The 24,744-nt window shown below is 45.9% G+C and carries 21 protein-coding genes; 2 read left to right on the top strand and 19 right to left on the bottom strand.

Annotation, left to right across the window (positions count from 1 at the left end):
* Positions 1-14: 14 nt before the first annotated feature.
* The 13 genes from G5B06_RS09445 to G5B06_RS09385 all read right to left on the bottom strand — a co-directional run bounded on the left by G5B06_RS09445 (position 15) and on the right by G5B06_RS09385 (position 16,706).
* Entirely contained in the window at positions 15-1,817 is a 1,803-nt protein-coding gene (locus G5B06_RS09445) for a tetratricopeptide repeat protein (RefSeq protein ID WP_173761995.1), read from the bottom strand.
* A 167-nt stretch (positions 1,818-1,984) separates the two neighbouring features.
* Positions 1,985-2,980 carry a bile acid:sodium symporter family protein gene (locus G5B06_RS09440; protein WP_148445239.1) on the bottom strand — a complete coding sequence of 332 codons (996 nt, stop codon included), beginning with the start codon at positions 2,978-2,980 and terminating at the stop codon, positions 1,985-1,987.
* A gap of 3 nt (positions 2,981-2,983) precedes the next feature.
* Positions 2,984-3,823 carry a pantoate--beta-alanine ligase gene (gene panC / locus G5B06_RS09435; protein WP_021977422.1) on the bottom strand — a complete coding sequence of 280 codons (840 nt, stop codon included), beginning with the start codon at positions 3,821-3,823 and terminating at the stop codon, positions 2,984-2,986.
* A gap of 124 nt (positions 3,824-3,947) precedes the next feature.
* Entirely contained in the window at positions 3,948-4,340 is a 393-nt protein-coding gene (gene panD / locus G5B06_RS09430) for an aspartate 1-decarboxylase (protein WP_021977421.1), read from the bottom strand.
* A 253-nt stretch (positions 4,341-4,593) separates the two neighbouring features.
* Positions 4,594-5,496 carry a ribokinase gene (locus G5B06_RS09425; RefSeq protein WP_173761994.1) on the bottom strand — a complete coding sequence of 301 codons (903 nt, stop codon included), beginning with the start codon at positions 5,494-5,496 and terminating at the stop codon, positions 4,594-4,596.
* 139 nt (positions 5,497-5,635) lie between these two features.
* Complete coding sequence (locus G5B06_RS09420; protein ID WP_330384885.1) at positions 5,636-6,499, bottom strand: mechanosensitive ion channel family protein; 864 nt, start codon at positions 6,497-6,499, stop codon at positions 5,636-5,638.
* A 173-nt stretch (positions 6,500-6,672) separates the two neighbouring features.
* Entirely contained in the window at positions 6,673-8,829 is a 2,157-nt protein-coding gene (locus tag G5B06_RS09415; RefSeq protein ID WP_148445246.1) for a Tex family protein, read from the bottom strand.
* Between the two features lie 72 nt (positions 8,830-8,901).
* Complete coding sequence (locus G5B06_RS09410; protein ID WP_173761993.1) at positions 8,902-9,849, bottom strand: L-lactate dehydrogenase; 948 nt, start codon at positions 9,847-9,849, stop codon at positions 8,902-8,904.
* Positions 9,850-10,247: 398 nt separating this feature from the next.
* Positions 10,248-11,813: an FMN-binding protein gene (locus G5B06_RS09405; RefSeq protein ID WP_173761992.1), complete on the bottom strand. Its 1,566-nt coding sequence runs from the start codon at positions 11,811-11,813 to the stop codon at positions 10,248-10,250.
* Between the two features lie 161 nt (positions 11,814-11,974).
* The gene (locus G5B06_RS09400) at positions 11,975-14,176 is read right to left on the bottom strand and encodes a penicillin-binding Tp47 domain C-containing protein (protein WP_173761991.1); all 2,202 of its coding nucleotides are present in this window, start codon (positions 14,174-14,176) and stop codon (positions 11,975-11,977) included.
* Between the two features lie 90 nt (positions 14,177-14,266).
* Positions 14,267-15,331: an FAD:protein FMN transferase gene (locus G5B06_RS09395; RefSeq protein ID WP_173761990.1), complete on the bottom strand. Its 1,065-nt coding sequence runs from the start codon at positions 15,329-15,331 to the stop codon at positions 14,267-14,269.
* Entirely contained in the window at positions 15,331-16,107 is a 777-nt protein-coding gene (locus tag G5B06_RS09390) for a 4Fe-4S binding protein (protein ID WP_148445254.1), read from the bottom strand. The genes G5B06_RS09395 and G5B06_RS09390 overlap by 1 nt, the downstream gene beginning before the upstream one ends.
* The gene (locus G5B06_RS09385) at positions 16,104-16,706 is read right to left on the bottom strand and encodes an FMN-binding protein (protein ID WP_148445256.1); all 603 of its coding nucleotides are present in this window, start codon (positions 16,704-16,706) and stop codon (positions 16,104-16,106) included. Before G5B06_RS09385 ends, G5B06_RS09390 begins: the two co-directional genes overlap by 4 nt.
* A gap of 350 nt (positions 16,707-17,056) precedes the next feature.
* Here G5B06_RS09385 and G5B06_RS09380 point away from each other — a divergent pair, with 350 nt between their 5' ends.
* Positions 17,057-17,431 (top strand): NusG domain II-containing protein, encoded by a 375-nt coding sequence (locus tag G5B06_RS09380; RefSeq protein ID WP_148445258.1) that lies wholly within the window; start codon positions 17,057-17,059, stop codon positions 17,429-17,431.
* Between the two features lie 73 nt (positions 17,432-17,504).
* Positions 17,505-17,993 (top strand): Gx transporter family protein, encoded by a 489-nt coding sequence (locus G5B06_RS09375; RefSeq protein WP_148445260.1) that lies wholly within the window; start codon positions 17,505-17,507, stop codon positions 17,991-17,993.
* Between the two features lie 706 nt (positions 17,994-18,699).
* Here G5B06_RS09375 and G5B06_RS09370 read toward each other — a convergent pair.
* From G5B06_RS09370 to G5B06_RS09345, 6 genes are all read right to left on the bottom strand, one after another.
* Entirely contained in the window at positions 18,700-19,488 is a 789-nt protein-coding gene (locus G5B06_RS09370) for a DUF975 family protein (RefSeq protein WP_173761987.1), read from the bottom strand.
* Between the two features lie 95 nt (positions 19,489-19,583).
* Positions 19,584-20,792: an aspartate kinase gene (locus G5B06_RS09365; protein WP_148445264.1), complete on the bottom strand. Its 1,209-nt coding sequence runs from the start codon at positions 20,790-20,792 to the stop codon at positions 19,584-19,586.
* A 21-nt stretch (positions 20,793-20,813) separates the two neighbouring features.
* Entirely contained in the window at positions 20,814-22,025 is a 1,212-nt protein-coding gene (locus tag G5B06_RS09360; RefSeq protein WP_173761986.1) for a homoserine dehydrogenase, read from the bottom strand.
* Between the two features lie 4 nt (positions 22,026-22,029).
* Entirely contained in the window at positions 22,030-22,482 is a 453-nt protein-coding gene (locus G5B06_RS09355) for an ACT domain-containing protein (RefSeq protein WP_118061802.1), read from the bottom strand.
* Between the two features lie 138 nt (positions 22,483-22,620).
* Positions 22,621-23,740, bottom strand: a protein-coding gene (gene prfB, locus G5B06_RS09350; RefSeq protein WP_173761985.1) for a peptide chain release factor 2 whose coding sequence is annotated in 2 segments (ribosomal slippage) — positions 22,621-23,664 and positions 23,666-23,740 — 1,119 coding nt in all. Because the reading frame shifts where the segments join, the coding sequence is not laid out codon by codon here.
* A 101-nt stretch (positions 23,741-23,841) separates the two neighbouring features.
* A complete protein-coding gene (locus G5B06_RS09345; protein WP_173761984.1) occupies positions 23,842-24,672 on the bottom strand; it encodes a carbon-nitrogen hydrolase family protein in 831 nt (276 codons plus the stop codon).
* Between the last annotated feature and the right edge of the window lie 72 nt (positions 24,673-24,744).

The raw sequence follows: 24,744 nt of genomic DNA, 5'->3' as shown, positions 1-24,744 counted from the left end.
TTCTGGCAACCGTCCTATTTGCTTTTTGCTGTGAGAGTTCCGCTTCCTGCCGGCATTTTTACAGTCAGAACCGCCAGATCAGTACAACCCTCTGCACCGGACAATCCATCTCCAAGAGGATCCGGAATATCGCTGAGATCCTGATATGGATTTTCTGCATATCCACGTGCCTGCAATGCTTCTGCATTACTGCTATTCCAGCTTCCTGTAAGACCGGATGGCTGCAGGCTGGAAGCCAGACTATCCTGTCCCTGTCCGTTTGTAACGGAACCGGAAGCGCACAGCGTTACACTGTCATCTGCTTCTACCTGATAAACTTCAACAGCAGTTACTGCCTCCGGTGTTTCTTCGCCGGAATCATATCCGTAACACCAGGTTGCAAAACCGATTTCAATTTTTCCCTGATAATTCATAAGGAAACAGTCCTGTGTATTTCCATAGGACAGGCTTTCCATCGGGGTTTTCATTCCTGTTGATGTCATCTGGGAAGTCTTTAATTCCACGGTTCCGTTTTCTTCCTTATAAATTCGGAAACCCAGACTTCCGCTCTTTACCTCCACTACAAGAAGTTCTTCTGCTCCGTCTCCGTCCAGGTCTCCCCTTGTTTCTGCCAGACGTCCGGTCAGAGCGGAAGCAGATGTCTCCCCGTATGTAAATGGAATCTGTGTATCTGCCCAGCTGACAGGTGGAAGTTCTTTCGCAAGTGTATTTTTTACATAATCTTCCAGAAGATCTCCGGTGCCAGAAGGTGTTTCGGCTGTCTCTGATGTACCTTCTGTTCCGGATGTTTCATCGGTTCCTGATGTTTCATCAGTTCCAGATGTTTCGGAATCTTCGCCGGTTTCTTCTGTTCCGGATGTGTTCGTATCTTCTCCATCTTCCCTTGCCACCGGAATTCCGTCGACTTCGGTGTCCCCGGCATTATCGCCTGTGTACGTATTTTCTCCCGGATCTGGTGTTTCCTCTGCGTCATCTCCTGTCTCCGGTGTTTCGGTTACGGTTGGTTCTTCTGACGGATCTTCTGTCGGATTCGGTTCACCGGTTATGATCGGTTCACCTGTCGGGTCGATGATCTGTACGATCGGTTCTTCTGTTATTGTTGGTTCTGCTGTAACGGTAGGGTCTCCCGTTACATCTGGTTCTCCTGTCACGTCCGGGTCACCTGTCACATCCGGATCACCTGTTATATCCGGATCGCCTGTCACGTCCGGATCACCCGTCACATCTGGAGCCGGGCTTATAGTTACTTTACCCATATGTACGTCTCCATCATCGCCACCCCGGTCACGTCCGGGATCACCTTTCTCTTCCGGCGTAGGTGTCACTGTAGGATCCTTCTTCACAACGATTACCGTATTATCCGTATGATTTATGACCGTATTAACCGTCTGGTCAATCTGGTTCAGTTCCAGATTATATGTAGTTTTGTTCTGTACGGCCAGCTGTGACCTTGTCTCTTTGGAGGCCAACTGAATTTCCCTTGCTTCTTCTCCGTCTGTCACATTTGCGCTGGCTTTTCTCAGGTATTTCACTGCCTTTTCCGGCTGTTTTTCCTTATTGTATACTTTGGCCATTCCAGTGGCTGCTTTTGACGATTTCGGGCTGATTTTCAACGCCTTGGCAAACTTTACTTCTGCTTTATCATAGTTGGCTTCTGCCAGATATTTGTTTCCAAGATCAATCTGTTTTCCGACTCGCGCCGCATTGACCTTATCCGGCACTCCCAGCACAACAATCATGACAATGACCAAAGCCCACAGAACACCTGCTGCTGCCATTATGATAATATAAGGCGCCTTGTTTTTTTTCTTTTTCATACCTCTCTCCTTCTTCCAGATCCCCTGCAAATCTAATGGTTATATCTAATTTTCATTATAAAACTTCCTCTGTATTATTGTCCAGCAAAAAACAGTGTACAGATTTCTCCATACACTGTCTTTTTATAAGTGATATAAAACTCCCCTTTGTTTTTCACCTGATTCTTTTATCTGACGCACTCTTCTGGCAGTTCACAGCTCCCTTTCTGTTCTGCCAGACGTTCTGCTCCGGCACGGCGGATTCCCGCAAAAATGGAACCTGCAATATTATGCCATACGCTGAAGATCGCTCCCGGAAGTGTTGCCAGCGGATTGGCCGCAAAATTGGCCGCTGCCAGCGAAACTGCCAGGCCGCTGTTCTGCATGCCCACTTCAATAGCTATGGCAGTTGTCCTTGCATACTCCACATGGAATATTTTTGCAGCAAGAAGTCCCAGCATCATGCCACAGAAATTGTGGATGGACACAACTCCCAGAACCAGAACTCCGCAGCTTACGATCTTTTCTGCATTTACTGCCACGATCCCTCCAATGATCATGACAATGGCCACAACTGATACCAGCGGCATAACATCCGATACCTTATCCACATGCTCTCCAGCAAGACTTCTAAGAAAGACTCCCAGAAGAACCGGTATCAGAATTACTTTTACCACAGAAAGTACCATCGCCCAGAAAGATACTTCCACCCAGGCGCCTGCCAGGACATATACAAGAAACGGCGTCATCAGTGGCGCAGCCAGTGTGGAAACAATGGTCATTCCCACAGAAAGGGCCACATCTCCTCCAGCAATGTAGGTAATTACGTTGCTGGCCGTTCCTCCCGGGCAGCAACCTACCAGGATCACTCCCAGGGCAAGATCTGCCGGAAGGTTCATCACCTTACACAGAAGCCAGGCGATCACCGGCATAATGGTATACTGAGCCACCGCACCGATCACCACTTCCTTTGGCCTGGAAAAAATAGCCCGGAAGTCTTCCATCCGTATGGTAAGTCCCATTCCAAACATGATCACGCCCAGAAATACCGACGTATAATTCGTCATCCAGGAAAATCCATCCCGCCAGAAAAAGGCCAGGCAGGAAAAGGCGATGATAATGATTCCTATATATCTGGATGCAAAGCTGCTGATGGTTCCGATTTTTTTTAAGATTTTTTCCATATATTATACCTCGTAGCTGAAGTTGTCGATCAGTCTTGTTTTTCCGATGTAAACAGCCATTGCTACGAGAACATCCCGGTCTGCTTTTTCAACCGGCTGCATGGTAAGTGCGTCTACCATGGAAACGTAATCAATTTTTGCAAGAGGCTCTGCTTCGATTACTGCTCTCATTTTTCCCAGAAGTTCTTCTGCGGCGATTCCTGTGTGAATGGTTTCCTGTCCCAGTTTTACTGCTTTTGACAGGCAGAGTGCTGCTTTTCTTTCCTCCTGGCTTAAGTATGTATTTCTGGAAGATTTCGCAAGTCCGTCCTCCTCGCGGATGATCGGGCAGCCTACGATCTCAATGTCGAAGTTTAAGTCACGCACCATCTTGCGGATAATCGCCAGCTGCTGCGCGTCTTTCTGTCCGAAATATGCTCTGTCCGGTGCCACAATGTGGAACAGTTTGGTCACAACGGTGCATACGCCTTTGAAATGGATCGGGCGTGTTTTTCCACAAAGTGTTTCAGACAGGGTGTCTATGCTTACAAATGCGTGGGGATCGTGATACATCTCGGAAGGTTCCGGGCAGAAGATCAGGTCTGCTCCCAGGCTTTCACAGAGTTTGCTGTCACGCTCAAAGTCTCTTGGATAGGCTTCCAGATCTTCGGTCGGTCCAAACTGTGTAGGATTGACAAAATCCGATACTACTACAATGTCGTTCTGTTCTCTGCACTTTCTGATCAGGCTTGCATGCCCTTCATGGAGAAATCCCATGGTTGGCACAAGGCCTACAGTTTTTCCTTCTTTTTTCCACGCTTTGATCTGTTTTCTTGTTTCTTCTACTGTTTTTGTTACCTGCATTGTTCTCTCCTCTTTTCCGGTTCTGGGACCGGTTTTCTTTATAGATTTCGAGATAGCCTCTTTTCTGAATTCACCTTCGTCTTATTTCTGTATGTGTCTTGATTTCTTCTGTTACAAAATTCTGTCAGGCCATATCTTTCAGCAGTCCGTGTTTTTCATAATTGGTCACTCTGCTGATTTTGTTCTCTTCATCTACAAATACAACTGCAGGCTTGTGAGTACGTGCTTCTTCCGGATCGTACCCTGCGTAAGCCATGATGATGATCTTGTCACCGGTGCTTACACATCTTGCTGCTGCTCCGTTCAGGCAGATCATACCGCTTCCGCGTTCTCCGCAGATGGTGTATGTCTCGAAACGGCTGCCATTGTTCACATCTACGATCTGAACTTTTTCATATTCCAGTATTCCGGCAGCTTCCAGCAATTCTTCATCCACAGTGATACTTCCCACATAATCCAGTTCCGCCTGGACAACGGTTGCTCTGTGGATCTTTCCTTTTAACATCTCTATTGTCATCTTATATAAGTCCTTTCCTGCAGGGAATGATTTTCTGTGACACAAAAAAAGGCGCTCCAGGGTACACTTCGACCCTGAAACGCTTCTGATTGATTCCCTGTATATTGAGTCCTGTTTATATCATTAATACAGGCTCTTATCTTTTATAATATAAGATTCCAGTGATTTCAGCCAGAGTATAGTTTTGAGTCCAAATACTATCTCTGTGGGGTATTATGGCATTGTGGCACTGATTTGTCAATAAAAACTGCTGCTATGATCTGCCACGAAGCCATTCTTCCATCGCACTGTGTACCGGAATAGAAGGTGCCGCGCCTTTGGCTGAAACCGCCATTGCGGAAGCTGCCGATGCTTCTCTCAGTGCCATTTCCACTGATTTTCCCGCACAGAGCGCTGCCAGGAAATATCCGCAGAAAGTATCTCCTGCTGCTGTTGTGTCTACAGCATTTACTTTAAATATCGGATGAGAATAAAATTCTTCTTTATATCCGTAGAGAACCCCGTCTTTTCCAAGTGTCATAACAATGGCTGCTTTTGGATACTTCTTTTGAAGTGCTTTCAAAATATCCCGGAAATCACCTTCTGCGGAAGTCCCTGCCAGAGCTGCTGCCTCCAGTTCATTTACCATAAAGATATCCACCAGTTCCAGCGGAAGTTCTTCCGGATTTTTTGGAATTGGCGATGCGTTAAAAACAACTCTGCAGCCTTTTTCATGACTGAGACGGATAATTTCCCCAACCATATTGATCTCATTCTGCAGAAGCACAAAATCTCCGGCTTCTGCTTTTTCCAGCACACTTTGGATATATTCTTCTGTATACATGCGGTTTGTTCCCGCACTGACAATAATACGGTTCTGTCCCTTACTGTTTACTTCTATAAAAGCACAGCCACTTTCTGTATCCATAGTCCGCAGACAGGAAACATCCGCACCGGCATCTGCAAGGATCTCTTTCAGAAAAAGACCGTCACTGCCAACAGCTCCTGCATGCAATACCTGCGCGCCTGCCCGGGCTGCTGCTACTGACTGGTTCAGCCCCTTTCCACCGGCATTGACACTGTATCCCGTTGCCATGATCGTTTCTCCTGGCTGAACAAATTCTTCCACACTGCAGACCTTGTCAATATTTAAAGAACCAAAATTAATAATCTTCATAATATTTGCCATCCCCCCTGTTTTTTCTTAGTATATATTTTCACACAAAAAAGTCCGCAATACAAGCCACAAAAAGCCCCTTCATATAGCAGTTTTCCTACCATATAAAAGAGCTTTTTCTTCAAAAATAATTTCGTTTTTATTTATGCAAATGCACATCCAGCTGATTATAAGGAATCTCAATTCCATAATAATCAAAATCTTCCTTGATCCGCTGATTCAGTCTCCATCTGGTTTCCCAGTAACGGTCCGTGTCTACCCACACACGGAAGCCCATGATCACGGAACTTTCTGCCAGTTCGTCTACAAATACCACCATCTCTTCGTCTTCTCTGGTATCCGGATCTTCGGTGAGAATATCTTCCAGGATATCCTTGGCTTTCTGGATATCTGCATTGTAGGAGATTCCTACCTTGATCTCCAGTCTTCGCTGATCTCTGGCTGTTACATTGGTGATGGCCGTATTGGAAAGAGTACCGTTGGGGATCACGATGTGCTTGTTATCAATAGATAACAGGGTTGTATAACAGATCTCGATCTTGGATACGGTTCCCTCACTTCCATCCTGTCCGTTGACAATGATATAGTCTCCTACCTGGAAAGGCTTGAACAGAAGGAGCATCATTCCTCCGGCCAGGTTGGAAAGTCCACCCTGCAATGCAAGACCCAAAGTAACACCGGCAGTTCCAAGAAGTGCTGCCAGGGATGATTCTTTCACACCAAAACTTGTAGATATGTTAAAGAGCAGAAGTATGTAAAGCACGATCTTGACCAGGGATGACATAAACTGCGCCACACCTGTATCCAGTCTGGATTTTGTCAGTGATTTTCTAACAAACTTAACGATCCATTTAATTACCGTGCTGCCCACCCAGAAAGCAACAATGGCCAGAACAACTTTGATTCCGAATTTTGTGATGTCCGGAAGATAATTCTCAAACATCTGCTTATACTGGCTTACCTGGTTTCCTACCTCCTGCACTGTCTGTACAGTACTGTCCAAATAAAATCCCTCCTGTCTGATCATATTTCTGATATAGCCGGACTCTATAATCCGCATCTGGTAATATAATAATACAGCAGCGTTTTTTTCTGTAAAACCGATTTCTCCGATTCTGCGAGATAGAAATAATAAACCGCTGCTGTATCTGTATTATCATTCTGTTATATTTTTCTTTATTTATTAATTCCCTTCATGGAAAGGCTGATCCGCTTCTTCTTCATATCCACACCAAGGACACGAACATCCACGATATCTCCCACGCTGACTGCTTCCAGCGGATGTTTGATGAATTTCTCGCTCATCTCGGAAATATGAACCAGACCGTCCTGATGAACTCCGATATCTACAAAAGCACCAAAGTCAATAACATTGCGGACAGTTCCTTTCAGTACCATGCCCTCTTTCAGATCTTTCATATCCAGGACATCGGTACGGAGGATCGGTTTTGGCATCTCATCTCGTGGATCTCTGGCCGGTTTTTCCAGCTCTTTTACGATATCACGAAGAGTTGGCTCACCGATTTCCAGCTCTTTCGCCAGTTTTCCGTAATCGCGGATCTGTCTGGAAATGCCGGTAAGTTTACGCTCTGCCACATCTTCCGGTGTGTAACCGAGTTTTTCCAGGAGTTTTTTTGCTGCGTCGTAGCTCTCCGGATGAACACTGGTTGCATCCAGAGGATTTTTGCCCCCTGTGATCCGTGTGAAACCTGCACACTGCTCAAAGGCTTTCGGACCAAGCTTGGCAACTTTTAGAAGTTCTCTTCTTGTCTGGAAACGGCCGTTTTCCTCACGGTAAGCGACGATATTTTTTGCGATGGCCTTGCTGATTCCGGAAATGTATTCCAGAAGGGATGCGGATGCCGTATTCAAATCCACACCGACCTTGTTTACACAGTCTTCCACAACACCGTTCAGCGCTTCCCCCAGTTTCTTCTGGTTCATGTCATGCTGATACTGGCCCACACCGATGGATTTCGGGTCGATCTTTACAAGCTCTGCCAGCGGATCCTGAACTCGTCTTGCGATGGATGCGGCACTTCTCTGTCCCACATCGAAATTCGGGAACTCTTCTGTTGCAAGCTTGCTTGCAGAATATACGGAAGCACCTGCCTCGTTGGTGATCACGTACTGAACTTTTTCCGGGATCTCCTTGAGAAGTTCCACGATAATCTGCTCGGACTCTCTGGATGCAGTTCCGTTTCCTACGGAAATCAGGGTTACGTGATATTTACTGATGAGTTTTTTCAGGGTTTCCTTGGCTGCACGGATCTTGGTCTCGTTGGTTGGCGCTGTTGGATAAATCACGGTGGTATCCAGAATTTTTCCGGTCGGATCTACCACTGCCAGCTTACATCCTGTACGGAAGGCCGGATCCCATCCAAGAACGACCTGTCCTGCGATTGGAGGCTGCATGAGAAGCTGCTCCAGATTTTTGCCAAAGACATGGATGGCACCGTCTTCTGCTGCCTCTGTAAGAGCGCTTCGGATCTCACGCTCAATGGCCGGTCCGATGAGACGTTTGTAACTGTCCTCAATGGCTTCCTTCAATACCGGTGTGGTATTAGGATTGTCACGGACGATCACCTGTTTCTCCAAATAACGGATAATCTCTTCCTCCGGTGCAAGAATCTTCACAGTAAGGAATTTCTCTTTCTCGCCACGGTTCAGGGCAAGGACACGATGACCTGCAAGCTTCTTCACCGGCTCCTCGAAATCGTAATACATCTCGTATACGGACTGCTCTTTCTCATCTCTCGCAGTAGAGCAGATCGTTCCTTTATCCATAGTTCTCTTACGGATGTTGATACGATAGTCCGCCTCATCGGAAATATGCTCTGCAAGGATATCTCTGGCGCCGCTGATGGCTTCTTCCACAGTTTTGACTTCTTTTTCTTCGGAAAGAAATGCTTTTGCCTCTTCTTCAAGAGGTTTCTTCGTCATCTGAAGAAGAATGATATCAGCCAGCGGTCCCAGACCTTTTTCCCTGGCGATGATGGCACGTGTACGGCGTTTCGGGCGGTATGGGCGGTAAAGGTCTTCTACCACAACAAGTGTCTGAGCTGCCTCGATCTGTTTCTTCAGTTCCGGAGTCAGCTTGCCCTGCTCCTCAATGCTTCCGAGAACCTGGGCTTTTTTGTCCTCAAGATTTCTTAAATAGGTAAGTCTCTCGTTAAGGTTACGAAGCTGTTCGTCATTGAGAGTACCGGTTGCTTCTTTACGGTATCTGGAAATAAAAGGAATGGTGCAGCCTTCGTCGATCAGTTTGACTGCTGCCTCGACCTGCCATTTCTCAACGTTCAATTCTCTGGTAATTACCTGAATAATATCCATTTTTATCTTTCTCCCGTTGTTTCAAATTTGCCTGAGGCTGCATTCCCCTCTTTACACAGCTTCTGACATTTATCAAAGATCAATCTGTGCGATCACGTCCTTCAGAGCATTGGCGCTTGCATGAAGCTTCTCTGTCTCCTCTTCGGTCAGCGGAACACGAACGATACGTTTTACACCTTCCGGTCCGATAGAAGCCATGGTACTAAGACATACGTCTTCAACACCGTACTCTCCGTGAAGCATGGTTGATACACTGACTATTGTATCAGATGCTGCAAGAAGAAGCGAGCAAAGTCTGCAAACAGATACGGCTACCGCATAAAATGTAGCACCCTTCTTGGCGATCACAGTTGATCCTGAAGTATGAACATACTCCAGAACCTCTTCTCTGTCAAGTGGCTGCAGATCTTTCTGATCCTCATGAACGATCTTGTCAAACTCATCAAGGGTCGCACCTGCAACAAAGGCTCTGGACCACGGTACAAAGGAAGTATCTCCATGCTCTCCGAATACATAGGCGTGGATGTTTTTCTCAGATACACCGTAGTGCTGAGAAAGTCTGCAGCGGAGACGGGCCGTATCCAGGGCGGTTCCAGAACCAAGGATCTGATTTTCCGGCAGTCCGGAAAGCTTTGCAAATGCATAAGTCATAACATCACATGGATTACTTACGATAATATAAAGCGCTTTGGGAGCCACCTTTACGATCTCCGGAGTAATACTCTTCATAATGTTGACGTTGGTCTGTGTCAGCTCGATGCGAGTCTGTCCCGGTTTTCTGGCAATACCGGAAGTGATGATCACAATGTCAGAATCTGCAGCATCCGGGTAATCTCCTGCCACGATGGAGATCGGCTCACGGAAACTGGTTCCCTGCTCAATATCCATAACCTCACCTTCAGCCTTATCTTTGTTAATATCGATCAGAACGATCTCTGATGCAATACTCCTCTGTGATAAGGTATAAGCGATAGTTGCTCCTACACTTCCTGCTCCGATGATCGTAATTTTACTGCTCATGTTTGTTCTCCTTTCAGCGTTGTTTGTCACATAAATAACGATTTTAATTGTATCTACTCAAACATAACATAAAACATTGGTGTACGCAATAAAATTATGACTGGATTTTTTAATGGATTTTGCGTTAATTATTGATGTAATTCAAAATTCTTTTTGTATATTCTGTATTTTTATATATTATTCTGTGCATTTATATGTTATTTTTTTGTCGATACAAGAGTAAAAAAGTGGATTATGCGTTTATATATGGATGCAAAAACCCCGGGAACTTCCTGGATTTTGTGAAGTTCCCGGGGACTTTGACTTAGATCAAGAGTGTTGGTTATAGTCAAGCAGATATTCGCAATCCGCATTCGCTACTTGCTCATAACCGAATAACTGCTTTGCAGTTAATTCGGTTATTTTTTTGCCTGTGCAAGCGCTTTCTGTGCTGCTCCCAGAATACCCTCAGATGAAAGTGTTGCTCCACTGACGGTATCAATACCATCTGCAGTCTGATTTGCCATGATCTGAGGATAAATGGTATTCCATGCCTCATTAAAGAATTCCGGAGTATCATTATTCGTCTGTGTAATCTCAACAATCTGACCTCCTGAGATGGTTACGGTCAGTCTTGTTTTTCCGCCATATCCAAAAGCTGATCCCTGATAAGTTCCATCGATATACATTCCTGCGGGGGTCGGTTCCGGCTCTTCGGTAGGCTCCGGTGTTACATCAGGATTCTCCGGATCTGGAGTCGGTGTTACATTTGGATCTTCCGGATCGATTGTCGGTTCCGGTGTTGCCGTTGGAACCGGCGTTGCGGTCGGCTTCGGCGTTGCCGTTGGTTTTGGTGTTGCCGTTGGCTTTGGTGTCGGTTTCTTTGTCGGAGTTGGAGTTACTTTCTTACCATATTCCGGATTAAGTGCAGACTTCAGAGCCTTTTTCACAGCATTCAGAATTCCGTTGGAAGAGTAGGTTGCTCCGCTGACGGTATCAATATCGTCTACATAATCCGTTCCCACAATCTGCTCTTCCAGCACACTCCATGCTTTTTCGAAAAACATCGGAGTATCTGAGTTTTCCTGTTTTACCGCTGTGATAATTCCATCCTTGATGGTTACAGTCACTTTTACATCTCCGCTGTAACCTTTTGCGGATGCTTTGTATGTACCATCCAGATATTTTTTCGGACTGTCAGGATCTGGATTTGCAGTTGGCTTTGGTTTCTTTGAAGGGGCTTTTGTTGGCGTTGGTGTGGAGGTCGCCACAGGTGCAGGGGTGACCTGCTGGCTGCTTCCATCTGCCGCTGCCTGGGATAACGCATTCTGAACTGCCTGGATAATTCCGTTGGAAGAATAGGTTGCGCCGCTGACTGCATCCACATTTGGTGTATTTCCCGCAATCATTCTGCTGATTACGCCCTGTGCGGACGCAAAATAGGAAGCAGTTTCGCCGGAAGCGTCCAGGATATCAATGGCTGCAATCTTTCCACCGCTGATGGTTACACGGACGCGGATGGTTCCGCCGAATCCGGTTCCGGAGCCTTCGTAGGTTCCGTCTTTATATCCGTTTGCCGGAACATCTGCTACAGGAGTCTGGGTGGATCCCTGTCCGGCCGCACTGGCGTTATTTCTGGCAGATTCTGATACGGTTCTTTTTCCTGAGCTTTTTTTTGCTGCTGTTTTTTTCGTACTTTTCTTGGATGTGCTTTTCTTTGACGTACTGCTCTTTTCTGCTGCTGTACTGTTGTTGTCTGTTGGATCAGAAGTCTCCTCATAACCGAGATATTTTTCCAGTTCAGAAGCAGACATGACCGTTGTATCTGCTTTCTGGACAGATTCCGTATTTGCATCGGAGCCCTGCGCTTTTATACCTGAAAATACAAGTGCCGCAATTACAGCAGCTGCAGGGATCAGCTTCGGCCAGGGTACTTTGGGTGTGCCATTTTCAGCTGGCTTTTTGTCTTTTAAATCTTTTTCCATAATTTTTTCTCCCCTCTTTTTTATGCGGCTTCTGTCAGGTATATGCTCTTTCGGGCGTTTCCGGTCATTTTCCGAACCGCCACAAAAAATGAGCAGACCTCTGCCGCAGATATTTCCGTATACCTGCGGCAGAGGTTCTTACTCTTTTATGAACCGTTGTATTATTTAACAGTTACCACAAATTTCTTTGTAATTCCGTTGCATTTAACGGTGATGGTTGCCTTACCTTTTCTGATTCCTTTTACAACACCTTTGCTTGTTACGGTTGCAACTTTCCTGTTGCTGCTTATGTATGTAACTTTGGAAGCTGGTGCTGCTTTGGATTTGATGGTTGTTGTTTTTCCTTTTGCAATTGTTGCAGAGGATTTTGTAAGTGTAAAGGTCGGGTTCTTAACTGTCAGCTTGTAGGTTGCTTTCAGTTTTCCGCTTGTTGCTGTAATCGTTACAGTTCCGGCTTTGATTCCCTTTACGGTACCTGTCTTGCTGTTTACAGTTGCAATCTTGGTATTGCTGCTCTTGTATGTTACAGAAGATACTCCGGCCAGTGTTGCTTTTACAGTAGCTGTTTTTCCTTTGTAAACAACTGCGGATTTCTTTGCGAATTTTACATATGGAGCTTTTACAGTTACTTTGCAGGTTGCTGTTGCGTTTCCGCAGTTTGCAGTAATCACTGCAGTTCCGGCTTTCACACCTTTTACAACACCTGTGCTTGATACTGTTGCTACTGCTTTGTTGCTGGTTGTATATGTTACTGTCTTAGCTGTATCATTTGAAGTTGCCTTCAGAGTAACTGTTTTTCCTGTGTAAATGGTTGCAGATGTTTTGTCAAGAGTAACTGTCACTTTTACAAGAGCTGCTTCTGCTGCCTTAAGATGCTCAAGTGCCTCATCAACCTCTGCCTGTGTTGCATCTTCTCTTGCAAGAAGCTCTTCTGCCTCCTGAAGCTCTGTCTGCATTGCTGCCCAGGTCGCTTTTGTATAATCGTTCTCAGCAAGTGCTTTTGCTGTTTCAACCTCTTTTGTAAGAGCAGTTGTATCTGCCGGCTCTTCAGATGGTTTTACAATATTTGCGTCTGTAGCATGTACCACAAAACTGTAGTCTGCATAGCCAAGTGCGTATACTGTCAGTCTCCAGTATCCGGTTCCGTCTGTTCCTTCCGGAAGCTGGCATCTTAAAGAATCGGTAAGTCCAAGCTGGATTCCCATGGATTTATGCATCCAGTTATCTGCCGCAAACTTGGTTCCGAAAGATCTCAGCACGTTTGTTCCTGTAGCGTCATCTCCACAATAATCCCAGCGTACTGCCTGCATGTTCGCTCCAAGGTCTCCGTATCCTTCTCCTGTGATATCCACACGGAGGAATTCTCCGTAACTTCCGCTTGCTTCTTTTACTGTTGGTGTTACATTTGCTGCTGTTTTCTGAGCCTGATCCTTGATTCCGGAATCTGCTCCTGTTTTTCTTGCCTCAAATGTAAAGCTGTCACCGTTTTTCACTGCATATTTCAGACCGTTGGTGTCTGCTGTTACTGCTGCTGTTGCTGTATAGGAGCTCAGCTGTACTTCGCCATATCCGCCTTCCAGCACGCCATCATTGGTAACTACGTTGTATTTCTGGCAGAATGCATCATAATCTTCTGTTTTTACGGCAACCGGGATATATTTCAGGCCATAAACTTCATAGTGATGCATATCTACAGTTGTTCCGTCTGCTTTTGTGATAGTTCCTCTGTTAAATCCTACAGTTGTTCCATCTGTCAGCTTAATGGTATTCTGATCTACCCATGCCGCAATCGGATATCTGCTTCCGTCTTCTGCCACAATGGTTGTCTCTGTCTGGAAGCTTCCTCTGTGAAGTCCGTGGTTTGTAGTTGCTCTTGTTACCGTATCAAAAGCACCTTTGTCAAGTTCATTGTGACCATCCACTTCCTCAGAAGGAGTTGTATCTCCTGCTGCATATACGCCTTCGTTTACCCAGTACTCTGCCCAGGTCAGGCCTGCATATACATACTGATACTCTCCCTGAAGTTCATCAGAATCCGCAAATGCCTCTGTCTCGTCGTCTGCTGCTGTAAATTCGTCTACACCGGAAGCCTCTTCCTCCGTATTCTCTGCTGCACTTTCCTCTGTGATCTCATCAGCGTTCTGGTCCTCTGCCGCGATCTCTTCTGCATCAGCAGCCTCTCCCGCAGCTGCCTCGTAATCGGAAACCTCAGCAATCTCTTCCTCATCGCTCTGCTCGGTTTCGTCTGCTACAATGCTGCTGTCCAGGTCTGTTGCCATTACAGCTGTAGGAAAACTTGTTGCTGCCACTGCAAGACTTAAGATGCAGGGAGCTGTTTTTTTCAGTAGATTCCACTTATGCATTACTTATTCCTCCTAAAAATATGAAATATTTATAGAAACCTTTCCAGGGGTCACTATCGTAAATACCACAAACTGCTCCACCGTCTGTGTTTATTCAAGGATATCCTCCACGCTGTAGGAATCCGCAAGCAGGCTGAACCGCTCTTTCATCCCTTCCGTGAGATACACATGATGATCTTCATCCACAAAAAGTCCGTCTGCGCCGTAAGTTTTCAACAGCTGGGCACCTTTTTCCACACCCAAAACGAAACATGCTGTGGAAAGTGCGTCTGCCTCAAGACCTGTGTCACAGACTACCGTAACTCCGGTCACTCCGCTTTTTGCCGGATAACCGGTGGACGGGTCCATAATGTGGTGATATCTTACACCATCTTCGATAAAATATTTCTCGTAATCTCCGGATGTGGAAAGAAATTCTGTGCCATTTAAGGCAACCACACCAAGATAATCGTCATCATTTTCAGCACGGGGATCTGTCACTGCCACATTCCAGGAAGAACCATCCGGTTTGCTCCCATAAGTCATGACACTGCTTCCCCCAAGGTTCATAAGCGCCGCTGTTACATCTTTCTGGTTTTTCAGATTTTCAAGAATCAGGTCACAGCCGATTCCTTTTCCGGCTGCACCAAGATCCAGAGAACATCCTTCATCCATGTGGATCGTGTTTCCATCAAGAGAAATTTTCTGATATCCGGAGTCCTTCAGAACTTCCTGAATCTCATCTTCTCCCGGAATTCTCTGATTTTCTCCCCCGATATCCCACAGACGGATCAACTTCCCGATCGTCGGATCAAAAGCTCCGTCCGAGTCTTTCGCAATCTTCAGAAGGCGCTCCAGATACCCGGAAAGTTCCTCGGAAATCTCCGTATCTTTTCCGCTGTCCGCGTTCACCTTGTAGATCTGGGACTTCTCATTGGTCCAGGAAAGAAGGTTTGTCTCCACATCTGTCAGTACAGATGTCAGTTTACTGTTTATATCGTCGCCTGTGGTATAAAGTGTTTCTGATACCACAGTATCCATGGCAAAATCTGTATCCGTATATGTCTGTATATCCTTTTCCGAAGCAGCCATGCACAGCGCTGGAAATAGCATTGTGATTCCTGTAACTGCAGCCGTTGTAAGAAAAGCTTTCTTTTTCAAAGCATGATATCCCATCAATTATTTTCCTCAGTTGTTCCAATGTGAATATTTTTTCTCGGGCAGGTTGCCGCACATGCATGGCAGCAAAGACATTCGCCGGATCTGGCTGTGTCCCCGTCAATGTCCAGATGAGCCGGACATCTTTTTTTACAGAGGCCGCATTTTGGCGGACATTTCTCACGGTTTCTCTGAAACAGTGCTCCCGGAAGGATCGGCATCAATGCAAAAACCGCTCCCATAGGGCAGAGAAACTGGCAGAAAAAACGTTCCTGTGTACACATTCCCGCCATGATCAGAACCAGAATCACAATTCCCACCAGATATTTGCTGTTCGGGAGACGTCCTGCAGTGATCATGGAAAAAACATCCCACGGGCTGGTTCCTGTAAGCTTTCCGTATACTCCTGTGAGGCAGGAAAGTAAAATCAGGGCCAGTACGATATATTTGACTTTCTGAAGTCTGTGAACCATTTTTTCAGAAAGAGCTAGTTTCTTTTTTTTGTGAAAACATTTCGTCCAGATCCAGGAAAAACCTTCATATACGGCATCTCCGAAAGATCCGAAAGCACATGCATATCCGCAGAAATGTCTTCCGAAAAAGCAGGTAAAGATCAGAAGCACTGCTGTTACAGTCAGAAAGGAATTCCACTCTACCGGTTGACCGGCTGCAATGGCGAGAAAAATGGATTTGATTCCCGCAAAAGCTGTGGAAAACAGAGACGGAGCAGCAATAAAAAATGCCAGCTGTATCCCTGCGCGTATCAGCCTTACTTCCCGCTGTCTTTTTTTCATGAGTTTTCCGCCTTTCCAAGTGCTTCATCCACTGCATTCAGGATTCCGGTAGAACTGAATGTTGCTCCTGATACAGTATCCACATCTGTACTCTGGGCGCTTAAAATGGAATCGATTACACTCTCTGCCTGTGAAAGATATGCGCTGTCCTCACCTGGTGCGCTGACTACATTAATGGATGTAATTTCATCACTGGCAAGTGTCACTTCCACCTGAATGGTTCCACCGTATCCATCGGCCTCTCCTGTGTAAGTTCCATCTTTATATACGTTATCGGAATCTGGCGCTGCTGTGTCCTCCGCGTTTGCATCGGATGTCTTGCCGTCCGAAGTGTCTGCTGCCTTGTCACCGTCTGTTGAATCTGCATTACTGCTGTCAGTTCCTGTGGATGCTGCCTGATTCTGCATACGGTTTGCATAGCTTGTCTCCAGTGCACTGAGAAGTTCATTCTGCTGCTCCTGAAGCGTGTCTACCTTATCTGTCAGAGCCGAAATTTCTTTTTCGTTTGCCTGGGCTTTCATACTGCTGTTATAAAAAAGCACAGCCAGAACTACCAGCAGTAAAGAAATCACTCTCATATAAAAATTCTGGTTTTTCATCTCTTTTCTCCCCTGTATTTAGTCAGTCAGATATTCACAGTCCGTTCCTATCATCTGCACATAACCGTTTTTTGAATAAGTTATATATCTTTTACTCATATTTATAGATTAGTTCTAATTAATCATTTTTCTTTAATTAGATATTGCTAACTTACAGCTAGGTATTATATCACCTGATTTTTTTCTTGTCTATACTTTTTGTTAGTACGCGGTAACTTTTTTCTCCGTATCTTTAATTTTTGCTGTAACTTTTCCAGATATTGGTTAGATATCCTTAACTTATATTTGCCTTTTGAATGGGAGTATGATATGATTTTTTCTGAATCTGTGACAGAAACGGAGTTTTTATTTTGAAGAAAAAAGAAGTGATTTTTATTGCCGGGATTCTGGTTCTGGCCGGTATTCTCTGGCTTGGTTTTCAAATCGCAGGGAAACGTTCCCACAATACGATCCGGATTACTGTTGACGGAAAAGAATTCGGAACTTATTCTCTTTCCCAGGATCAGGTTATCCATATCGGGGACACCAATGTCTGCGAAATCAAAGACGGAAAAGTTACCATGACCGAAGCAACCTGCCCGGATCATTACTGTATGAAACAGAAGGCTGTGGATGAACATGGCGGTTCTATCATCTGTCTTCCTAATAAAGTTGTGATCGAAGGAGAAAATACTGCGGAGGATTCAGACTCGGAGAGTTCACCGAAAATCGATGCGGTGACGTAAATGCGAGAACTGCTTATCATCTGAAGACACTGGCGTTTACCAGTGACACAGTGGCATATGGAAGGATTTATTTATGAAACGAAAAACAGCTTATCTTGGATTATTTTCCGCAGTGGCGATTATTTTTGGATATGTAGAGTCTCTGATTCCTGTGTTTGCAGGGATTCCTGGAATCAAGCTTGGGCTTGCAAACCTGGCAGTACTTTTTATACTGGACCGGTATTCACTCCGCGAGGCGGCTCTTGTGTCCGTTGTAAGAATACTTGTGATTGGGTTTATGTTCGGGAATCTCTTCAGTATTTTGTATAGTCTGGCTGGCGCTGCGCTCAGCCTGACTGTGATGGATGTGCTTAAAAAACATTCTGATTTTAGTTTGATCGGAATCAGTGTGGCCGGGGGTGTTACTCACAATATTGGGCAATTGATGGTGGCCATGATTGTGGTGAGTAATACGAGTTTGATGGTTTATGCGCCAGCGCTGCTGGTTGCGGGAGTCCTGGCGGGGGTTCTCATAGGAATTTTGACAAAGGATGTTGTGGGACGACTTCCTTTGAACCTGTAGTGTGTGTATGTTTTTCTTTTTTGGATTATAGTTTTTACTTTATGAAGTAAATTTTAGAAGTGTGTGTTTTTCTTTTTTGGATTATAATTTTCACTTTACGAAAGTGGATAATTTGCGAGAAGGGGAAGCACTCATAGTTGCGAAGGCCGTCTCCCCTTCTCGCGCTCTTCCCCTCCTGGCCACGCCGCTGTTGTGCGTTGTGGAATGTGTAAATGTATCGGCTCAGTCCTGTATTCTGCTGTACTGACAGCGTCAGGCTGAGCCGATTGTTCGTTCAGGGCGGACGGGAAAGCGGCCTGCATAGCAGGCCTGTTCCCTGAATTACGGCGTATAACTTGTATAGCTGTTATTTCACTGTTATTCAGAAACAGGTCTGCTTCGCAGACCGCTTTTCGTACGGAGCGAATAAAAAGGTTTCGCCAATAAATTTACGTAGCATAAATCGGCTCAACTTTCCGCAGCCGACACCGTAGAATCCATCGCCCCGCTAATACCTTTACACATTCCCACAACCTGCAACAATTGCGTGCCCGGAAAGGGGGAGCTCGAGGGGGAAAAGCGGGCTTCGCAACTTTGAGTGCTTTCCCCCTCGTAAATTGCCCCATGCCAAAATGGTCCACCCCGGAAGGGAAAAACGCCTACGCCTCAAGTCCCCCCTCCGGGAAAGAAAATGCCTGCCGCATTCAGGCGCCCCCGCCGGGAGGCCTCAGGCCTCAGTCTCATCATGAAACTGAGGAATCGGTGTCACCGGTGGATATGGCTCCATCGGAGGCTCATCAAACTCCCCTGAAATATTCCGATAGAAAACTGCCATACAGGTTTCTATATAAGGCACCAGCCAGATCAGTGCCAGATAAAGTGTAAACATGGAAAAAATAATCCACGGTATAAAACTTAAAAGCATCTTCAGATACTCCCAGTAATGCCCCTTCATAAGCTTCGCACTGGCTTTCAGTGCCTGCATTCCTTTCATGTCCGGATTATCGGACAGAATATAATAACTCATGGTAAATGGCATAGCTACCAGCAGGTTCAGCACGAACCCGAGAAGTGTGAGCAGCATGTAAGTCACTGCCCAATTCATCTGTTCTTCCACGGTATTTCCCATATCACTTGTAAAGGAAAACCACGCCAGTGGAAGGGACGTCACCAGATTGATCAGTGCCAGCACAAAGGATGCCACGATTACATGGTCCGGCTGGTGGCTGAAAAAGTACAGAAGATCTCCGAAAGAATAAGCTTCTCTTCTGGAAATATTCAGGTAAATCCGGTAGAGTCCTGCGGAAAAGACGCAGATCACCAGAGAAAGGATAAAACTGAATACTTCTCCTCCGATGATTGCATACAGGGAATCTCCCGGAAAAAGCGCTGTGGAAATGTAGCTTGAGATCACGCTCATCGCCGCAACCGCAATGCTTCCGATCACAGGGACCGTAAAATTACCGGCCAGTGTTTCCCGTGCAAGCTTCTTACAGCCCTTCAGATTTTTTCTCATAAAAATTCTCTCCTTATGAACGATTAACATCGCTCCGTTATAGAAGGCGGAGACTTATACCAAGCCTCCGCCCTGTCATTCATTTCTTATTTTGTTTAATCTGCAAGATTAAACGCATCATGTACCGCATTCATGGCACGTACGCCATCTTTCTCATTAATGAGAACTGTCACACGGATCTCAGATGTTGCGATCATGTTGATGTTTACGCCCTCGTTATAAAGGCTCTCGAACATTTTTGCGGCAACACCCGGGTTACTCATCATACCGGCTCCCACGATGGAAAGCTTGGCAATATTTTTCTCCGCATGAAGCTCATCATAGCCGATGCGTGCCTGGTTGGATTCCAGAACACCCATTGCATCGTCCAGATCATTTTTATCAACGGTAAAGGAAATGTCCTTGGTTCCGGCACGGCCGATAGACTGAAGGATCATGTCCACATTGATGTTTTTCTTGGCCAGGGTATCAAAAAGCTTGAACGCTACTCCTGGTGAATCTTTAAGTCCGATCACAGCAATACGTACTGCATCTGTATCCAGAGCAACACCGCTGATCAGCATTCTCTCCACTGTTACTTCCTCCTTTACCACAGTTCCTTCGCTGTTGTTGAGACTGGAACGTACCACCAGCGGTACGCCGTATTTTTTTGCCATCTCCACAGAACGGTTATGAAGCACTCCCGCACCCAGAGTTGCCAGATCCAGCATCTCGTCGTAAGTGATCTCCTTAAGCTTGCGGGCTTTCGGAACCTTACGCGGATCAGCAGTGTAAACACCATCCACATCGGTGTAGATCTCGCAGGCATCTGCATGAAGTGCTGCTGCAAGAGCTACGGCTGTGGTATCCGAACCGCCACGGCCAAGTGTGGTATAGTCATTATACTTATCAATTCCCTGGAATCCTGTAACCACAACGATCCTGCGGTTATCCAGTTCTCTGCGGATACGTGCGGCATCGATCTTTTTCAGACGTGCGCTTCCATGTGCACTTGTTGTGTGCATAGCTACCTGAAACGCATTCAGGGAAACAGCCGGTACTCCCAGGCTGTCCATAGCCATGGACATCAGTGCCACTGACATCTGTTCTCCGATGGTAAAAAGCATATCCATCTCTCGTTTCGGAGGTTTGTCGTTGATATCTTTCGCCATGGTGATCAGCTCATCGGTATATTTACCCATTGCGGAAAGCACGACCACCACGTCGTTTCCTTTTTTGTAATCTTCGATACATCTTCTGGCAACATTAAAGATACGCTCTTTGTTTGCCACAGAAGTACCGCCGAATTTTTTTACGATTAACATGTTCTTATTTCTCCTCAGGCATCAATCCTTTACACGGATCATTGCCAGTACTTTTCCGGTAAGCTTACTGATCTTCTCTTTATATTCAGCCTGCTTCATCACCGGTGTGATAAATCCGAATTCGTCCGGAAGGTCATCCGGCTCGATAGTCTGTACATCACCGAAAGCTTTTTCTACTTCGTCCATAGTCGTATCAGACACACGTACAAAGAAGCGTCCCTCTACTTCATCCATATCCATGAGTTCAAGAGCATAGCTGCTCCAGTTTGTCATGATATTTCTGTGGAGATGTTTTGCCTCATCTACAACGTCAGCCACTACTGCACTGGCAGTCGGAAGTTTACCTGCTCCGCTTCCATAGAACATGGCGTCTCCAAGAACATTTCCGTGTACAAATACTGCGTTAAATACATCATTTACGCTGTAAAGCGGGCTCTCCTGTCCTACCAGGAACGGCGCTACCATTGCATAAAAAGAATCTCCGATTCTGCGGCTTGTGGCAAGAAGCTTGATAGTCATGCCAAGCTCTTTTGCATATTCCATATCTGCCGGTGTAATCTTTGTGATTCCTTCTGTATAAATATCCTCGTAATTCAGGAATTTTCCGTATGCAAGTGAAGAAAGGATGGCGATCTTACGGCATGCGTCAGCACCCTCTACATCTGCAGTGGGATCTGCCTCTGCGTAACCCTTCGCCTGAGCCTCTTTCAGAACAGTGTCAAAATCACAGTTCTCTGTGCTCATCTTGTAAAGCATGTAGTTGGTTGTTCCGTTGAGGATTCCTGTGATCTCATCGATCTCATCTGCTGTCAGTGAAGAATTCAGCGCACGGATAATCGGGATACCGCCGCCACAGCTTGCCTCAAAAAGGAAATTGATATTTTTTTCCTGGGCAATCTCCATAAGCTCGGAACCATGTTTGGCTACCAGGGCCTTGTTGGATGTGCTTACGCTCTTTCCTGCCAGAAGTGCTCTTTTTACAAAGGTATAAGCAGGCTCAATTCCGCCCATAACCTCAACGACAATATCTACTTCCGGATCGTTTACGATCACTTCATAATCATGAACCAGAACTTTCTCAACCGGATCTCCCGGGAAATCTCTTAGATCGAGAACGTATTTAATGTTGATCTCATCTCCGGCTCTTTTGTTAATGCTCTCATGGTTTGTGTTGATTACTTCAACAACTCCGCTTCCTACTGTACCGTAGCCTAATACTGCTATGTTTATCATATGCTTACTCCCTGCCTAAAATTTTCAAATAGTGTATACCGTCTCTCTGTTCAATATCCTCCACCATGGCCTCTGCGTCGCCTTCTCCAGGAAGGATGTCAACGCTCAGCGTCAGTGTTGCGACTCCGTTAATGGGAATACTCTGATGTATGGTCAGGATATTACCGTGAAAACGGGCAATCGTCTGCAGCACCATTGATAAAAGTCCCGGCTCGTCGTCCATCTGAATGATAAAGGTGATGGTCTTTCCCCTGGTCTCCTCGTGGAAAGGAAAAATATCGTCCTTATATTTGTAAAAAGAGCTGCGGCTGATCCCGGTCTTTTCAGCAGCTTCCTGAACAGTAGCCACACGGTTAGATTCCAGCAGCCTCTTGGCCTCAACAACCTTAAGAAGTACTTCCGGCACTGCCCTTTCTCTTACTACATAGTATTTTTTCTTCTCAACCTGTTTCTGCATAGCAACCTCTCTGTCCGTTTCATAAAGACAACTGTTTTTGTACAAAAGATATATTATCATAATAAAAGAAACTCCACAAGCGCTTTTTTGCCTGCGGAGTCCTTTTCTCTGTCTTTATGGGGTTCCGTGACAGTAATGTTATTCTTTCTTTTTCGCCAGCGCGATCCATTTCAGGTATGCATTGATAAAGAGGTCAATGCCACCGTCCAGAACTGCGTCAACATTACCGGTTTCTTCATTGGTTCTATGGTCTTTTACCATGGTGTATGGCTGCAGGACATAGGAACGGATCTGGTTTCCCCAGCCGATATCTGTCACTTCGCCTCGAATGCCGGAAAGTTTCTCCTCAGCCTCCTGCTGTTTCAGAAGATACAGTTTGGCCTTCAGCATCTGCATGGCCTTATCCTTGTTCATGTGCTGAGAACGTTCATTCTGGCACTGTACCACGATTCCTGTAGGGAAATGGGTGATACGGATCGCAGAGGATGTCTTGTTGATATGCTGTCCACCGGCACCACTGCTTCGGTAGGTATCAATACGGATATCATCGTCGTTGATCTCTACATCCAGGTCTTTCTTGATATCCGGCATGACATCGCAGGATACAAAAGATGTCTGTCTCTTTCCTGCCGCATTAAACGGAGAAATACGTACAAGACGGTGAACACCTTTTTCAGATTTCAGATAACCGTAGGCGTTCTCTCCGTTCACCTGGAAGGTTACGGATTTCACACCGGCCTCATCACCATCAAGGTAGTCCAGTACTTCCAGTGCAAAGCCTTTTTTCTCTGCCCATCTGCTGTACATACGGTAAAGCATTCCGCACCAGTCGCAGGCTTCTGTTCCGCCGGCTCCTGCGTTCAGCTTGATGATGGCATTCTCGCTGTCGTACTCTCCGGAAAGAAGTGTCTTCACACGGATGCTGTCAAAGCTTGCCTGGAACTCGTCCAGCATTTCCTGGATCTCAGGGATGATCTCAGGATCATTCTCCTCATATCCCATCTCGATCATGGTTTCCATATCTTCCATCTGTGTTTCCAGATTATGGTATGTCTCAATATCATCCTTGAGACTCTTTAACTGTTTCATTTTCATCTGAGATACTTCTGCATTATCCCAGAAATCAGGCGCTTCCATCTCGCGCTCTAATTCTTCGACCTTCTGCTCTTTGTTAGCGAGGTCAAAGTGAATCCCTCACTTCCACTAATGGCTCTGTGTATGTTGCAAGAATACTCTTGAACTGATCTAACTCAACCACAGCTTCACCTTCTTTCTATATATTGATGCAGGAATTCCTGCCTGTCTTATACAATACCATATGACCATGGAAATTACAACGAAAACGTGGTCCGGGCGTTTCTATTTTATCTGCGACAGTTCATAGATATCCCCTCTCCGGTGCTTCAGAAGTGGCAGCTGTTCCCGGACTTTTTTTACCTCATCCAGATCCAGTTTCACAACCTTCACGTCCGGCTTTTCTTCCATTTCCATGAGGACTTTTCCCCAGGGATCTACGGCAATGGAATGGCCCCAGGAATGGTATCCGGCGTTCAGATCTCTGGCAGGTGCAGCTCCAATGGTGTATACCTGGTTGTCCACAGCTCTCTGACGGAACATCAGCTCCCAGTGGAGAGGCCCTGTTGTCATGTTAAAAGCAGCCGGCACAATGATCACCTCTGCGCCCTGGTCCACCATCAGCCTGGCAAGTTCCGGGAACCGGAAATCGTAGCAGATGCAAAGGCCAATCTTTCCAAATTCTGTGTCAAAAACTGTCACCTGGTCTCCCGGTGTCAGGGTATCCGATTCTTTAAAATACTGGCCACCTTTTACATCAATGTCAAAAAGATGCATTTTCCGGTGTTTCCCGATCTGATGCCCGTTTCTGTCAAAAACATAGGATGTGTTGTAAATATGACCGGCTGCATCTCTCTCCGGCATGCTTCCGGCTACAAGATAAATTCCACGTTCTGCTGCCAGCCTGGAACATTTTTCCCAGGTGTCCCCACCTTCGGCTTCCGCATACTCCGGAAAGTATTTATTCTCGTAGGGACAGCAGAACATTTCGGGCAGGACTGCCAGGTCGATTCCCTGAAGTTCCGGGCGGGCAAGAATTTCTGCTGCCTGGGTGATGTTACGGGATTTTTCCTCATATACGTGTGTCTGAAGAATTGCTGTTTTTATAATGGCCATATTCTCATATCCTTTCTCTGCTCTTATACAAAAATAGCCCCACCATATCATCAGGTGAGACTATTTTTATCT

The organism is Blautia luti, from assembly GCF_013304735.1.
In the GTDB taxonomy this organism is placed as follows: domain Bacteria; phylum Bacillota; class Clostridia; order Lachnospirales; family Lachnospiraceae; genus Blautia_A.
The sequence above is the reverse complement of the archived record's forward strand: the minus strand, read 5'-3'. Positions and strand labels throughout refer to the sequence as shown.

What these genes read in the sequence shown, in the direction of transcription:
- G5B06_RS09400 (WP_173761991.1), bottom strand. Translation starts at nt 14,176, where the DNA reads ATGCATAAGTGGAATCTACTGAAAAAAACAGCTCCCTGCATCTTAAGT.
- G5B06_RS09360 (WP_173761986.1), bottom strand. Translation starts at nt 22,025, where the DNA reads ATGATAAACATAGCAGTATTAGGCTACGGTACAGTAGGAAGCGGAGTT.
- panD (WP_021977421.1), bottom strand. Translation starts at nt 4,340, where the DNA reads ATGACAATAGAGATGTTAAAAGGAAAGATCCACAGAGCAACCGTTGTC.
- G5B06_RS09415 (WP_148445246.1), bottom strand. Translation starts at nt 8,829, where the DNA reads ATGGATATTATTCAGGTAATTACCAGAGAATTGAACGTTGAGAAATGG.
- G5B06_RS09405 (WP_173761992.1), bottom strand. Translation starts at nt 11,813, where the DNA reads ATGGAAAAAGATTTAAAAGACAAAAAGCCAGCTGAAAATGGCACACCC.
- G5B06_RS09440 (WP_148445239.1), bottom strand. Translation starts at nt 2,980, where the DNA reads ATGGAAAAAATCTTAAAAAAAATCGGAACCATCAGCAGCTTTGCATCC.
- G5B06_RS09445 (WP_173761995.1), bottom strand. Translation starts at nt 1,817, where the DNA reads ATGAAAAAGAAAAAAAACAAGGCGCCTTATATTATCATAATGGCAGCA.
- G5B06_RS09355 (WP_118061802.1), bottom strand. Translation starts at nt 22,482, where the DNA reads ATGCAGAAACAGGTTGAGAAGAAAAAATACTATGTAGTAAGAGAAAGG.
- G5B06_RS09390 (WP_148445254.1), bottom strand. Translation starts at nt 16,107, where the DNA reads ATGAAAAAAAGACAGCGGGAAGTAAGGCTGATACGCGCAGGGATACAG.
- G5B06_RS09385 (WP_148445256.1), bottom strand. Translation starts at nt 16,706, where the DNA reads ATGAAAAACCAGAATTTTTATATGAGAGTGATTTCTTTACTGCTGGTA.
- G5B06_RS09375 (WP_148445260.1), top strand. Translation starts at nt 17,505, where the DNA reads ATGAAACGAAAAACAGCTTATCTTGGATTATTTTCCGCAGTGGCGATT.
- G5B06_RS09365 (WP_148445264.1), bottom strand. Translation starts at nt 20,792, where the DNA reads ATGTTAATCGTAAAAAAATTCGGCGGTACTTCTGTGGCAAACAAAGAG.
- panC (WP_021977422.1), bottom strand. Translation starts at nt 3,823, where the DNA reads ATGCAGGTAACAAAAACAGTAGAAGAAACAAGAAAACAGATCAAAGCG.
- G5B06_RS09425 (WP_173761994.1), bottom strand. Translation starts at nt 5,496, where the DNA reads ATGAAGATTATTAATTTTGGTTCTTTAAATATTGACAAGGTCTGCAGT.
- G5B06_RS09345 (WP_173761984.1), bottom strand. Translation starts at nt 24,672, where the DNA reads ATGGCCATTATAAAAACAGCAATTCTTCAGACACACGTATATGAGGAA.
- G5B06_RS09370 (WP_173761987.1), bottom strand. Translation starts at nt 19,488, where the DNA reads ATGAGAAAAAATCTGAAGGGCTGTAAGAAGCTTGCACGGGAAACACTG.
- G5B06_RS09410 (WP_173761993.1), bottom strand. Translation starts at nt 9,849, where the DNA reads ATGAGCAGTAAAATTACGATCATCGGAGCAGGAAGTGTAGGAGCAACT.
- G5B06_RS09395 (WP_173761990.1), bottom strand. Translation starts at nt 15,331, where the DNA reads ATGGGATATCATGCTTTGAAAAAGAAAGCTTTTCTTACAACGGCTGCA.